Annotated in this window: 12 protein-coding genes; 8 read left to right on the forward strand and 4 right to left on the reverse strand. The window is 51.7% G+C overall.

Annotated elements, in window-relative coordinates; translation table 11 throughout:
• Nucleotides 1-30 precede the first annotated feature (30 nt).
• Complete coding sequence (locus J3P35_RS12205) at nt 31-1,278, forward strand: glutamate-5-semialdehyde dehydrogenase (RefSeq protein ID WP_210464873.1); 1,248 nt, start codon at nt 31-33, stop codon at nt 1,276-1,278.
• Between the two features lie 83 nt (nt 1,279-1,361).
• On the forward strand, nt 1,362-1,973 hold the full coding sequence (gene pncA, locus J3P35_RS12210; protein ID WP_210464874.1) for a bifunctional nicotinamidase/pyrazinamidase: 612 nt from the start codon (nt 1,362-1,364) through the stop codon (nt 1,971-1,973).
• 61 nt (nt 1,974-2,034) lie between these two features.
• On the opposite strand, the gene J3P35_RS12215 is transcribed toward pncA, so the two are convergent.
• On the reverse strand, nt 2,035-3,516 hold the full coding sequence (locus J3P35_RS12215; protein ID WP_210464875.1) for a nicotinate phosphoribosyltransferase: 1,482 nt from the start codon (nt 3,514-3,516) through the stop codon (nt 2,035-2,037).
• A 387-nt stretch (nt 3,517-3,903) separates the two neighbouring features.
• On the opposite strand from J3P35_RS12215, the gene J3P35_RS12220 reads away from it, so the two are divergent.
• From J3P35_RS12220 to J3P35_RS12240, 5 genes are all read left to right on the forward strand, one after another.
• Nucleotides 3,904-4,230: a hypothetical protein gene (locus tag J3P35_RS12220; RefSeq protein ID WP_210464876.1), complete on the forward strand. Its 327-nt coding sequence runs from the start codon at nt 3,904-3,906 to the stop codon at nt 4,228-4,230.
• A gap of 187 nt (nt 4,231-4,417) precedes the next feature.
• Entirely contained in the window at nt 4,418-4,780 is a 363-nt protein-coding gene (locus tag J3P35_RS12225) for a cupin domain-containing protein (protein ID WP_210464877.1), read from the forward strand.
• Nucleotides 4,781-4,812: 32 nt separating this feature from the next.
• Nucleotides 4,813-5,718, forward strand: a complete 906-nt coding sequence (locus J3P35_RS12230) for a LysR family transcriptional regulator (protein ID WP_210464878.1) — start codon at nt 4,813-4,815, stop codon at nt 5,716-5,718.
• A gap of 67 nt (nt 5,719-5,785) precedes the next feature.
• Nucleotides 5,786-6,982 (forward strand): threonine synthase, encoded by a 1,197-nt coding sequence (locus J3P35_RS12235; protein WP_210464879.1) that lies wholly within the window; start codon nt 5,786-5,788, stop codon nt 6,980-6,982.
• 196 nt (nt 6,983-7,178) lie between these two features.
• Nucleotides 7,179-8,378: a dipeptidase gene (locus J3P35_RS12240; protein WP_210464880.1), complete on the forward strand. Its 1,200-nt coding sequence runs from the start codon at nt 7,179-7,181 to the stop codon at nt 8,376-8,378.
• A gap of 263 nt (nt 8,379-8,641) precedes the next feature.
• Here J3P35_RS12240 and J3P35_RS12245 read toward each other — a convergent pair whose 3' ends face one another.
• From J3P35_RS12245 to J3P35_RS12255, 3 genes are all read right to left on the reverse strand, one after another.
• Nucleotides 8,642-9,460, reverse strand: coding sequence for an aminotransferase class IV (locus tag J3P35_RS12245; RefSeq protein WP_210464881.1), 819 nt, complete (start codon nt 9,458-9,460; stop codon nt 8,642-8,644).
• 38 nt (nt 9,461-9,498) lie between these two features.
• A complete protein-coding gene (dprA, locus tag J3P35_RS12250) occupies nt 9,499-10,611 on the reverse strand; it encodes a DNA-processing protein DprA (protein WP_210464882.1) in 1,113 nt (370 codons plus the stop codon).
• Nucleotides 10,612-10,702: 91 nt separating this feature from the next.
• Nucleotides 10,703-11,041, reverse strand: coding sequence for a MerR family transcriptional regulator (locus J3P35_RS12255; protein WP_149091241.1), 339 nt, complete (start codon nt 11,039-11,041; stop codon nt 10,703-10,705).
• Between the two features lie 265 nt (nt 11,042-11,306).
• On the opposite strand from J3P35_RS12255, the gene alaS reads away from it, so the two are divergent.
• Nucleotides 11,307-13,928, forward strand: a complete 2,622-nt coding sequence (alaS, locus tag J3P35_RS12260) for an alanine--tRNA ligase (RefSeq protein WP_210464883.1) — start codon at nt 11,307-11,309, stop codon at nt 13,926-13,928.
• The last annotated feature ends 38 nt before the right edge of the window (nt 13,929-13,966 follow it).

The raw sequence follows: 13,966 nt of genomic DNA on the forward strand, positions 1-13,966 counted from the left end.
AAATAAAGAATCACCCTTGTAAACAGGAGCATGGAATACGAAGGAATATTCAGGCAAACCCAAAAAGCCAGCCGTTCTCTGGGACTGTTGAAGCCAGACCAAGTAAATACCATCTTGCGGGAGGTGGCCGCGGCTGCTTTGGCGCAGACGGACTTTATCCTGGTTGAGAACCAGAAAGACCTGGCGCGCATGTCTCCGGATGACCCCAAATATGACCGCCTGAAACTTACTCCGGCACGCCTGCAAGACATCGCCAAAGACTTGGAGAACGTAGTCAGCCTCCACTCACCTTTAGGCGAAGTCCTTTTGCAAAAGGAACTTCCCAATGGCTTGAAGATCACCAAAGTGCGGGTTCCGCTGGGCGTGGTAGGAGTCATCTATGAGGCCCGTCCCAACGTTACATTTGATGTCTTCGCGCTGTGTTTTAAAACGGGCAACGCCTGTCTGCTCAAAGGGGGCAGTGATGCAGCGTTCTCCAACAGAGCCATCATTTCGGTCATCCAACAGGTACTTGAAAAACACGGGCTGGACCGAAGCATCGCGACGCTGTTGCCGCCGGGTCGGGAGGCTACCCAGGCGTTGTTAGAGGCCATCGGGTACGTAGAGGTGCTTATACCCAGGGGCAGCCAGGCGCTGATAGATTACGTGCGGCAGAACGCCAAAGTACCCGTGATTGAAACCGGGGCCGGTATTGTTCATACCTACTTTGATGCCTCAGGAGACTTGGAGAAAAGCCGAAACATCATTCTCAACGCCAAAACGCGGCGAGTAAGCGTCTGCAATGCCCTGGACTGCCTCCTAGTTCACCAGAGCCGGTTAGCAGATTTAGCTTCCCTGGTTTCTCCCCTGGGCTCTGAAAAGGTGATGATCTACGCCGATGAACCGGCCTTCGCAGCCTTGAACCAGGCCTACCCGGCCGGGTTGCTGCAACTGGCCCAGGAAGAACACTTTGGGACGGAATTTTTGTCATTGAAGCTGGCGGTGAAAACGGTGCAGGATTTACCTGAAGCCCTGGAGCACATTGCCCGGTACAGCTCCAAACACAGCGAGGCCATTCTGGCGGAAGACCCACAAACCATAGAATCGTTCCTGACCACCGTAGATGCGGCTGCGGTGTACGCCAATACCTCCACGGCTTTCACAGACGGGGCCCAGTTCGGTTTAGGGGCCGAAATAGGAATCAGTACCCAGAAACTGCACGCCCGCGGTCCTATGGGACTGGAGGAACTCACCAGCTATAAATGGATCATAAGAGGAAAGGGGCAGGTGAGGGGTTAAACCTGGTCAATCAATTCCTTCAATAAACTAAGCTTTTACCTGATTTTGCGTAAAAGACTATTTTTGCACGAACACCCACACACATGAAAGCACTTCTGCTGATTGATATCCAAAATGATTTTATTCCGGGCGGCGCCCTTGCTGTTCCGGAAGGCGATGCCGTTCTCCCAATTGTCAATGCCTTACAACCGCACTTTGACCTGGTAGTAGCCACGCAGGACTGGCACCCCGCCGACCATAAAAGCTTTGCCTCCCAGCATGCCGGGAAACAGGTTTTTGAGACTACCCAACTCCACGGCCTGGACCAGGTACTCTGGCCCGATCACTGCGTGCAGGGAACACCCGGTGCGGAATTTTCTCCAGCTCTTGAGATGAACCGCGTGGAAGCCATTTTCCGGAAAGGCACCGATCCGAAGATTGATTCTTACAGCGGATTCTTTGACAACGGCCACCTCAAGTCCACGGCCCTGGCAGAATACCTCAAAGGTAAACAGATCACTGAGGTATACCTGGTAGGACTGGCCGCCGATTACTGCGTGTATTTTACAGCCCTTGATGCGCTACAGGAAGGGTTCACCACGTATTTCATAGAAGATGCCACCCGAGCCATCAACGCTGAAGGTTTCGCGAAAGCCAAAGCCGATGTACAGGCCAAAGGCGGCCTTTTTATCCAAAGCCAGGAGCTTTTAAGCTAAAAGAACCTGATTCTGTTTAGCCCCTGTTTTTGATAATACAGGGGCTAAACAGAAAATTGTATTATGCTTCCTGGCTTTGCTCTTTTTTGCGGAGCTGAATAATTAGGTCCATTTTTTGGTCGTGCAACCGTTCTTCCAAGCCTACCTTATAAATGTGTGGGTTCAGGAAACGCCGGTACGTCTCGTGCAGAAGGCTAAGCTGCTCCCGGGTGCGTTGCTGAATCGCTGTCAAAGACGGGGTGTCATAAACCAGTTTCCCGGCCCGGAAAACCGGCACCAGCAGGTCTTCATGGGTACATTCCCTGGAGAAGCTTTTTCGCTGGGTAGGGTCATTGGGGTGCACCATGGTGGCCGAGGCATTGACTTCTAGGGGTTCAGAGTAGATCATATCGCCCACAATGGAATTTCCCTGGTAGAAGCGGCGCACCTGCAAAATGCCCGGGGTGGAGATTTTGATCAGCTGCTCAGAGAGTTTGAGTTTATAGTCCCATTCGCCATTGGTTTGCCGGAAAGCGGCCAGTTTATAGACCCCGCCCAAGGCTGGCTGGTCATAGGCGGTCACCAGCTTGGTTCCAATTCCCCAGGTATCTATGCGGGCGCCCTGCAGCTTGAGGCTTTGGATCAGGTGCTCGTCCAGGTCATTGCTGGCCAGGATGGAAACCTCCGGGAAGCCTGCCTCGTCCAGCATCCGCCGGCCCTCAATGCTCAGGTACGCCAGGTCCCCGGAGTCCAGCCTGATTCCTCTGAGCTCACTGCCTTTCGCCCGCATGTCTTTAGCTATCTCAATGGCTTTCCTGATGCCATCCAGGGTTTTGTAGGTATCCACCAAAAACACCGAGTCATGGGGGAACACATCGGCGTAGGCCGAGAAAGCCTCCTGCTCTTCTTCAAAGGACATAACCCAGCTGTGCGCGTGGGTACCCTTCACCGGAATGTTGAACAACTGCCCCGCCATCATGTTGGAGGTAGCCCCAACCCCGCCAATGTAAGCAGCCCGGGCCGCCGAGATGGCACCATCCGGGCCTTGGGCGCGCCGCATGCCAAACTCAAGCACCTTATCGCCTTGAGCAGCATCTACTACGCGGGCCGCTTTGGTGGCAATTAAAGTCTGGAAGTTAAGAATGGTCAGCAATGGGGTTTCCAGCAACTGACACTGCAGAATAGGGCCTTTGATGCGCAACAGCGGCTCATTGGGGAACACCACCGTTCCCTCGGGGATGGCGTCTACATCACAGGTAAAAGCCAGGTCGCGCAGGTGCTCCAGAAAACCCTCTTCAAACAGTTGCTGGTTTTGGCTGCCTTTAAGGCTTCGGAGATAGGCAAGGTCCTCACCTGTGAACCTGAAATTCCTGAGCAGGTCAAGGGCGTCTTCCAGGCCAGCGCACACCGTGTAGCCGCCTTTGAAGGGGTTTGAACGGAAGTACAGGTGAAAAACCGCTTCCTGCTCCTGCATTCCCTTTTTCCAGTATCCCTGGGCCATGGTCAGTTGGTACATGTCGGTAAGCAGGGGTAGGGAAAGCCTATAGCGTTGGCTGATATTCATAAACAATTGGTTTGTGCTTCAAAGTAAGAAACTACGAATATGGCAAGTTTTATACTGCCTTGGGCACAGTTTAATTTATGCACCAGGTTAAAAAGTAGAAACTGCCGTGGTTCCTGGGGTTTTTGAACACTGGTTTGCCAAGCCAATGGATTATATGAATGATGTTTTCGGGTCTGTTTTTAAGGAAGTACGGTTAAAGCAGAGAGTCAAACTTTAATTGAAAAAATGATGAGAAAGTGTACTTTAAACCTGACATTTTTATGATAATTGTAAAAATATAAGAAACTACTGTAACTATCTAAAAACCAGATCGTATAAACACCTAAGCATATCACAATTGATGTGACATTTCCATGGAATTCAGTAGGGCTTTTAAATATAGAAATCATGAAAAAAGACCAATTATCTACCCTGATTGCCATAGGATTCTTTGCCGGAACCTTTGTGATAGCATTTTCCTCCAACGATTCTGACATTGCGGCCATGCGCGTACTGGCGTACCTGGCCATCGGTTGCTTTTTATCTATAATTACCATCTTTTGGGATAAGCTCATGACCGCTGATACAAAAGAGCACCATTCCAAAATAGACACTGTTTTATACGACGCAGAGAAATTCTCTGAAGAATATGGCGACGTCTATGTGCTGGCCGATAAATTGAAAAAACAGCGTAAAATCAACAAAGGCGAAGCACTCAATGGAACTACGGCTTAAGTTGTAACTCCTTTCTACTCTTGCTGGCCCTTGGCCAGACTTTAAGCACCTAGTGCCAAAAAGGCTTCTCTTTCTATGAGAGGCTTTTTTGTTTGTAGACTGGGTACAAAACCTTTCTAAAAGCCCATGAAAGGTAAATCACCGGCAATGTGCTATCTTCACCTCAACAAGCCATCATGCCAAACCTATGGACAAAGTAAACCTTGCGGAGAAACTGGCCCTTTTCTCTGACCACTGGAACCCCAGAATTGTAGGCGAACTCAACGGCCAGCACGTAAAACTTGCCAAGTTCAGCGGTCCCTTTGTGTGGCACCACCACGACGAGGAAGACGAATTGTTCCTGGTGGTGCAAGGTCAGTTTAAAATGGAATTCAGAGACAAAACGGTGGAGCTGCATGAAGGCGAATTCCTGATTGTGCCCCGGGGAGTGGAACACAGGCCCGTGGCCGATAAAGAGGTAAGCGTGCTGTTGTTTGAGCCGGCCTCTACGGTGAATACCGGTAACCGCCAGGATAATGAACGTACCCGCCTCACGTTAGAACACTTGTAGGGCAAACCCTCATTTCAATAGTTCTCTTTGCCGTGATCTCGCACAAACACGTCGTTTTCTTTGAAGTGGCCCGTCAGCTTAGTTTCACCAAGGCCAGCCAGATCCTGTACATCAGCCAATCTGCCATCAGTAAGCAGATAAAGGCCTTGGAAGACCACTACAAAACCGGTTTGTTTGAACGGCACGGCAACACCATCAGCCTTACCCCGGCCGGGCAACTGCTGTTCCAGAAACTGGAGGCGGTGCAGCAGATCCAGAATGATTTGCACCAGGAGCTTCCGCTTATCAGCCAGGAGTTTCAGCCGCAAATCTCTCTGGTGTTGGGTGCCAGCACCACCATCTCCCTGTACATCCTGCCGCCGGTGCTCTCGGCTTACCTCACGCAGTACCCGCAGGTGGAACTGAGCCTGCGTAACCGCAATAGCGAGAACATCCTCAAAGCCCTGCTTGACCATGACATTGACCTGGGCATCATTGAGGGCATCAACAAGGTAAGCCAGGTTACCTACACGCCCTTTCTCACCGATGAAGTCATCGCGGTCTGCTCTCCCCGCAACCCGTTGATCAAGCATGACCTGGAGCTGAAAGACCTTTACCAGATTCCCTTGGCCTTGCGCGAGGCCGGTTCTGGTACCTTGGCGGTGCTGGAAGAGGCACTGGTGCAACGAGGCGTCAAACTGGCCCAATTGCCTGTGCGCGTCCGGCTGGGTGGTACCGAGGCTTTGAAGAACTTTGTACGGGTAGACACCTGCCTAGCCTTTCTGCCGCGGCAAGCCGTGCTAAAAGAGCTGGAATCCGGTGAGTTGGTGCAGGTGAAAATCAAAGATTTGCAGGTGCAAAGGACTTTCAATTTCATTCAGCGCAAAGGCACCGAGAACAATGCACCTTATAAAAACTTCATCCAGTTCATGAAAAGGCAGTATTCCAAAACGGAATAGTCTATAGCAATTAGTTATTTGTTCTAATCATAGTAGTTATCCTACTTGCCAGGGTAAACTTATACCAATGGCAACCCCAGTAGAAACCAGCATCAGCAGTATCACCACGCTCACTTGTTCCAGGTGTGGGCAGCCCCATGACTTTGAAGTGCAGCAACGCGTCTCTTCTTGTTGCGCCATGCCGCTGCTGGCGCAGTATGACCTTTCTGGCACGTTTTCCAAAAAAGACCTCCAAAACAGGGAAGGTACCATGTGGCGCTACCAGGAAGTGCTACCCGTGCTGGACAACAAATTCAAGGTTTCTTTGGGCGAAGGTTTCACCCCGATTCTGGACTTCAAAAACCTGGGAAGCATCTACGGGTTCGCAAATTTGTTTCTGAAAGACGAAGGGAAAAACCCCACCGGTTCTTTCAAGGCTAGGGGGCTAAGCATGGCCATCTCCAAGGCTCTGGAACTTGGCGCCGAAGGCTGCATCATTCCCACCGCCGGGAACGCCGGGGTAGCCATGGCCGCTTATTGCGCCAAAGCCAACCTGCCCGCCGTGGTGGTCATGCCCCGCCATACGCCCAAGGCCTTTAAAGAGGAATGCTACTGGTATGGTGCCGAGATCCACTTGATTGACGGCCTGATCAATGACTGCGCCGCCGAGGTTCGCCACCTGAACCAGGATAACCAACTGCTGGATGTCTCCACGCTCAAAGAACCTTACCGCCTGGAAGGGAAGAAAACCATGGGCTACGAGATTGCCGAGCAGTTGAACTGGACCCTCCCGGATGTGATCCTTTATCCTGCTGGAGGTGGAACCGGGCTCATCGGAATCTGGAAAGCCTTCCAGGAGATGATCGCCTTGGGTTGGTTAAAAGATAACGTGCGGCTGCCCCGCATGGTGGCGGTACAGGCCGAGAACTGTCGTCCGCTGGTAGATACTTTCCTGGGCCTACAGGAACACTCCCAGAACTATAAAGGCTTACCAACCCTGGCCAACGGACTGGCGGTCCCGCGCCCCTTAGGCGAGCCGCTCATGTTGCAGGTGCTGGCGCAGTCTGGCGGCACGGCCATTTCCATTACCGAGGACGAAATGGTAGAAGGGGTAAGGGAGATTGGCCGAAAAGAAGGCTTGTTTGTTGCCCCAGAGGGCGCTGCCACTTGGATGGCTGTCTGCAAACTCCTGAAACAAGGCTGGCTCAAGCCCGAGGAAAAAGTACTGCTCCTGAACACAGGCTCCGGCCAAAAGTACATGGAGAACATTGAAGGAAGATATTAGGGGATAGTCCTGAGTTTTGAGTCCTGAGTTCTGAGTCAAGGTTAATTGTGGTTTTCGGGTTGGATTTGGGTTTAGAGCTTGTTTTTACGGATTCAGCTCAGAACTATAGATCCAGAACTCAGGACTAAACCCTTGGGTTTTGATCCTTTTTGTGTAAAATGGGTGCGCAAACCATTGTTCCTTCATTATTACCTGCATGAAAGCTTCTTTTCTCCCTCTCGCGGTATTGTCTATGGGCTTCCTGGCGTCTTGTAGCAGCTCTTACCAAGCGGTTCATCAGAAAGCCATTTTGGTGGATACCCATAACGATGTCTTGTCTCAGGTGGTCATGGAAGGCCAATCCATGGAGCAGGATTTGACCGGAAAGGCCCACACTGATTTGGTCCGGATGAAGAAAGGCGGGATGGATTTGCAGGTGTTTGCCGTTTTCTGCGACGAGACGTTTGGCCCCGGTAGAGCCTTCAACTTTGCGAACCAACAGATAGACACCCTGGAAGCCATTGTGCGACGGAACCCGGATAAACTGCAAATGGTTTTCACTCCTGCCCAGATGCGCGAGGTAGTGAAAGCCAACAAGATCGCGGCTTTGACGGGCGTGGAGGGCGGACACATGGTGGAGGACAAATTAGAGAACCTTGATCACCTCTATAGCCGGGGCGTGCGGTATCTCACCCTCACCTGGAACAACAGTACTTCCTGGGCATCCTCTGCCGCCGATGAAACCAAAGGCAGCGGCTTCAACGGGAAAAAGGGTTTGAATGACTTCGGGAAGCAGGTGGTGCGCCGCATGAATAATTTGGGCATGCTGGTTGACCTTTCGCACGTGGGGGAACAGACCTTCTGGGATGCAATAGCAACCTCAACCAAGCCGGTGCTGGTGTCGCATAGCTGCGCCGCCGCCCTGTGTCCGCATCCCCGCAACCTCAACGATGAACAGATCAAAGCCATCGGGAAAAACGGGGGCGTCATTCATGTAAATTTCTTCTCAGAGTTCCTGGACAGTGCCTACACCTCCCGCATTAAGGCTTTTATTGCCAAACATGACCTTGAGATAAAAGAACTTAATGACAAAGGCGTGAAAGGCATGGACCTGCGAAAAACCATTTTCCAAAGGTATCCTGAGGAGTCCAAAAATATTGAACCACCCATTGATGCGTTGCTGAACCATATCGATCACATTGTGAAGCTGGCGGGCGTTGACCACGTCGGCCTGGGTTCAGATTATGATGGCATCTCCTCGGCGCCCATTGGTTTGCACGATGTCAGCACCTATCCCTTGATCACCAAAGGTCTGCTGGAGCGCGGTTACAGTAAAAAAGGCATTGCGAAAATCCTGGGCGGCAATTTTATTAGGGTCTGGGAAGCGAACGAACCTAAAGGAATGGCTAAAAAGTAACAAGCCGCTTTTCTGTGTTGGGTCTATTTTGATTAAGAATTTGCTTAGTTAAGCGCAATGCATTCGTCGTAACGGAGTAACTCAGCTACCAGGTAATATGTAGCGTCGTTACCCTGTAACGACGTCCTCTGCCAATATGATAAGCCGCTGCCTTCACCAAGCATAGCAGCCGGGCCAAAAGCATCAAACTGTCCGGGATGTCTATACCTTTGCCTTTACTTAACAGGTTCTAGATTTACATTTAACCAGATAAGCTTACTTTTTTAAAACCCGAGCTCTTCCTGTATTCGATTTAGCACCGAGAATGAGGTTCCGGTTCTTTCACCTTCCACCGCTTCTATCATCCGTAAACCTGTGACATTCCCGGCAAAAACCAATTCTGCGGATTTTAGAACTTCAGGCTTGAACTGGTCTTCCTTTACCTCCCAATTGTTCTGGATTGCCCATCGCAGCAGCCTCCGACGGAGCACTCCATTTAAGCATCCAGTTTCCAAGGCTGGCGTGAAAAGCGTTTGGTCTTTGATCCAGAAAAGGTTAGAAAAAGTGAGTTCGGCCAGGTTTCCTGCCGGGTCTAATAAGAGTAGGTCATCTAAACTACGGTATACTTTCTCTCTGCTGGCCATCACGTAGACCGGCGAGTTGAAGCCCTTGAAAGAAGAGAAAGGAGAGGGGATGGTCCTCACCTTTTGGCAAATACCTACTTTGAAAGGGGTTGTTGCTGGTACCGTGGCGGCTTGCGCGGTCACCAACCAGTTGGTTTCATCTGTCTGCGGCGAATAAAGCCCTTCACCCGCCCGCCAGATCTTCAGTTTCACCCTTGCCAAAGCGCCGGTGTTATTTTCTTGGGCTAGTTTCTGCACCATTTTTGAAAATTGATCAGAAAACAACAGCGCCGGCAGTTCAAGTCCTAAAACTTCTCCGGCTTCTTTAATCCTTTCTAAGTGTTCGGGCCAGAACCTGATTTTGCCTTCTTTTAGAATAATCGTCTCGAAAAAGCCGTCATTGTACTGAAAGGCCCGGTTGGTGAGCGGCAGGCGCAATTCTTCTTCTAAAATGGTTTGGCCTTTGTACAGTAGAAACACGATTGTAAAGATGGAGGGTGTAAAAGGAAAAGGAACGGTTATACCAAGGCGAACTGCTTGCCCGGTAAACTCTTGACGTGGCTACTGAACTCCAGCGTGAGCAAGACCGTGGAGAGCTGGTTCATGGAAAGCTGGGTATGTCTGCTGAGCACGTCAATATGCAACGGGCCGGCTTCTTTTAAAGACCTGAGGACTTTCCGTTCCTCCTCAGAAAACCCAGCGTAGTCTTCCTGAGGCTCAGAACTTATTTTAGGAGAAGCCAGCGCATTATCCCAATTCAGGAGTTCTTCCAAATCTTTAGGTTGGGTGTACGGCACCGCTTTCAAGGTTTTAATGAGGTGGTTGCACCCCTGCGAGGTGGGTGACGTGATAGGTCCCGGAACGGCCATTACCTCGCGGTCATAGCCATGGGCAATATCCGCGGAGATGAGGGAGCCGCCCTTTGAGGTGGACTCCACCACAATGGTACAGTCTGCCAGCCCGGCGATGATGCGGTTGCGGGCCGGGAATCGGGGCGCATCCGGCGCCGTCCCGAAGGGGAACTCGGTTAACAGACCTCCTTTGGAAAGCATCTTTTGGGCCTCTGCTTTATGGACACTGGGGTAAATCAGATCAATGCCGGTGCCCATGACGCCCACTGTAGGCAAACCGGCTTTCAAGGCTACCCGGTGCGCCGCAATGTCGATGCCGTAGGCCAGGCCGCTTACCACCAGTACCTCGTGTTTCACCAAAGCCTGCACCAGTTGTTCCGTCACGGCCCGGCCGTACTCTGTGCTTTTGCGGGTACCCACAATACTGATCACCTTGGCCGCATTCAGGTCGGCGTTGCCTTTGTAGTAGAGCAGGAGCGGGGCATCTGGTACGTTTTTGAGCCGCTGCGGATAATCAGGCGATGTGTAGAAAAGGATTCTTACGTTTTCTTTTTCCACCCGCTTCAGAATGGTTTCTGCCTCGTGCAGAGCTGCTGAGCGATGGGAGAGGATTTTATCGGACAGGAGGGAACCCACCCCTGGCACCTTGGTTAGCCTTTCCTTGGAGGCAGAAAACACCGCCTCCGCAGATCCGCAGTAACCTAGCAATGCGCGCGACATCACTCCAGCCACGCCGGGGATCAAAGGAAGGGCTACCTGGTACAAAAGGTCTGGGGACACGGGGCGTCAGTTCTGGGTCTTGAGTTCTGGGTCTTGAATTCTGAGTCTGGTTTTTCAACTCAGGACTCTAAACTCAGAACTTAGGACTATCTTATGGTAATTGTGATTTTATGCTGATCAAGAATTCTTTCACCTTTTCCAGGGATTGAATCATCTCAAATTTTTCTTTGGCCTGCACGCCGCGGGTTTTGAGCATTTCGCGGGCGCCCTGGATGGTGTAGCCGCGTTCCTTTACCAAGTGGTACACAAAACGCAGGTTTTCAATGTCTTTTGGCGAAAACAGGCGGTTTCCCTTCTTGTTTTTCTTCGGCTTGAGGATGTCAAACTCGGTTTCCCAGAATCGGATCAAAGAAGGAGCCACCTCAAACATGGCCGCCACTTCCCCGATGCTGTAATACTGCTTCTCTATGTCTCGTTCTTTGTAAGGCACTTTCTTAAAGTTCTGAGTCTTGAGTTCTGAGCTCTGAGTCTGGAATATTCTCAAGCCGACTCAGGACTCAAGACTCAGAACTCAGGACTCATTTTAAGCTTGTTTTCTGAAAAACAGCGCTAAAACGCAACGGTGACCACCGCAGTTTGCTAAAAAAGCTTACTTTTGCAGACGGCGTGGTGCGCGCTGGAACGGCAAAAATTCGCTTTTTCTTTCGCATTTACAAGCCCTTGCGCCTAGTTTAAGAAAGCAATTATTTAGATACATGACCTCCGCTGAGATTCGTCAGAAGTTCCTGGATTTCTTCGCCTCCAAAGGCCACCAGATTGTTCCGTCCGCGCCTATTGTGGTGAAAGACGATCCTACGCTTATGTTCATCAACTCGGGCATGGCGCCGTTTAAGGACTATTTCCTGGGCAACAAACCCGCGCCATCTCCGCGCGTGGCAGATACCCAGAAGTGTCTTCGGGTGTCCGGTAAGCACAATGATCTGGAGGAAGTAGGCTACGATACCTACCACCACACCATGTTCGAGATGCTGGGCAACTGGTCTTTCGGGGACTACTTCAAGCAAGACGCGTTGAAATGGTCCTGGGAATTGTTGACTGAAGTATACCAATTGCCCAAAGACCGGCTGTACGTGTCCGTGTTCCAGGGCGATGGCTCTGAGAACCTGCCCATGGACCAGGAGGCCTACGATATCTGGAAGACCATGATCGCGGAGGATCGTATCCTGATGGGTAACAAGAAGGATAACTTCTGGGAAATGGGCGATACAGGCCCGTGTGGTCCTTGTTCTGAAATCCACGTGGACCTGCGTTCCGAGGAGGAAGTAACCAGAATCCCGGGGAAAGACCTAGTGAACAACGACCATCCGCAGGTGGTGGAAATCTGGAACAACGTGTTCATGGAATTCAACCGTTTAGCTGATGGCTCTTTGGTGAAACTCCCTGCGCAACACGTAGATACGGGTATGGGCTTCGAGCGTTTGTGCATGGCCATCCAGGGCAAACAATCCAACTATGACACCGACGTTTTCCAACCCATCATCCAGTTCATCGCCTCAGAAGCCGGCGTGACCTACGGCGAAAATGAGAAGACCGACATCGCCATCCGCGTGATTGCGGACCACATACGGGCCATCTCGTTCACCATCGCTGATGGGCAGTTACCGAGCAACAACAAGGCCGGGTACGTCATCCGCCGGATTCTGCGCCGTGCGGTTCGTTACTCTTTTACTTATCTGAACTTCAAGAAGCCGTTCCTCAACACCATTGTGCCGGTGCTCGCTGACCAGTTGGCGAACGTGTTCCCTGAACTGAAAGCCCAGCAGGCTTTTGTGCAGCGTGTGATTGAAGAAGAAGAAAACGCTTTCCTCCGCACCCTGGAGAATGGTCTGAAGCGTCTGGAAACATTGAACGATACTTTCAAGGCGAACGGCAACACCATTGACGGGAAAACCGCCTTTGAACTGTATGACACCTTCGGGTTCCCGCTGGATTTGACGGCTCTGATTGCGAAGGAAAACGGCCTTACAATTGACGAAGCCGGCTTTACCACTGAGATGGAGCAGCAGAAAAACCGCTCCCGCAACGCCGCGCAGACAGAGCAGGGCGACTGGATCGTGCTGCAGCCGGAGGTGGAGACCGAGTGGCTGGCCTATGACGCTGAGTCGGTAGAGGCCCGCATTGTGCGCTACCGGCAGGTGACCGCCAAAAACAAGAAGGAATTCCATGTAGTGCTGGACCGCACGCCTTTCTACGCCGAGAGCGGTGGACAGGTAGGCGACACCGGCGTATTGGAATCTGCTGCGGGCAAGGTGAAAGTCCTGAACACCACCAAGGAGAACGACCTGATCATCCATATTACCGCTGAGCTGCCCAAAGACCTGGAGGCTCCGGTAATCGCCTCCGTGGACGCCAGACGTCGGGACCTGATCAAGAAGAACCACTCGGCTACGCACTTGCTGCATGCTGCTTTAAAACAGGTGTTGGGTGATCACGTGAACCAGAAAGGCTCTTTGGTGAGCGACAAACTGCTGCGTTTTGACTTCTCGCACTTCACCAAAGTAACCGAGGAGCAACTGCGGGAGGTGGAGCAGATCGTGAACGAGCGCATCCGGGAGTCCATTGAGAAAGACGAGCGCCGCAACGTGCCTATTGAAGAAGCCAAGGCTTTCGGGGCCACGGCTTTGTTCGGGGAGAAGTACGGCGAGTTCGTGCGGATGATCACGTTCAACCCGGCGTTTTCCATTGAGCTTTGCGGTGGTACGCACGTGGCCAATACCGGGAACATCGGGTTCTTCAAAATCGTGAGCGAAAGCTCGGTGGCCGCCGGAGTGCGCCGTATTGAAGCCGTGACCGCCGATGTAGCCGAAGAGTACGTGGATGAGCAGATCACCCAGTTCGAGGAAGTGAAGCAGTTATTGGGCGTGCAGAAGGAATTCGGCAAGGCCATTGAGAAACTGCAAGACGAGAACAGCGCGTTGCGCAAGCAGCTGGAAGCCTTCGAGCTGAAACAGGTGACCGCCCAGAAAGAGAAACTCGCCTCCGAAGTTCGCCACCTCAACGGTATCAACTTCCTGGCAGCCCGCGTAGACGTGAGCTCCGCCGATTACCTCAAGAAACTGGCCTTCGACCTTCGCAGCGTAGTAGACAACCTGGTGCTGGTGTTGGCCGCCGATGTAGACGGAAAACCGCAGTTGGCCGTTATGTTATCGGATGAAGTGGTATCAGGCAAAGGCCTGAACGCCGTGCAGATGGTGAAAGAGCTGGCCAAAGAAATCAAAGGCGGCGGCGGCGGACAGCCGTTCTACGCTACCGCTGGTGGCAAGGAAGTAGCCGGCTTACCAGCTGCCTTGGCCAAAGCTGAGTCTTTACTGTCTTAAACATCTGGTGATTTAGACCTGATTATAGAAAAATAGGT

Source organism: Rufibacter roseolus (assembly GCF_017916365.1).
GTDB lineage: Bacteria > Bacteroidota > Bacteroidia > Cytophagales > Hymenobacteraceae > Nibribacter > Nibribacter roseolus.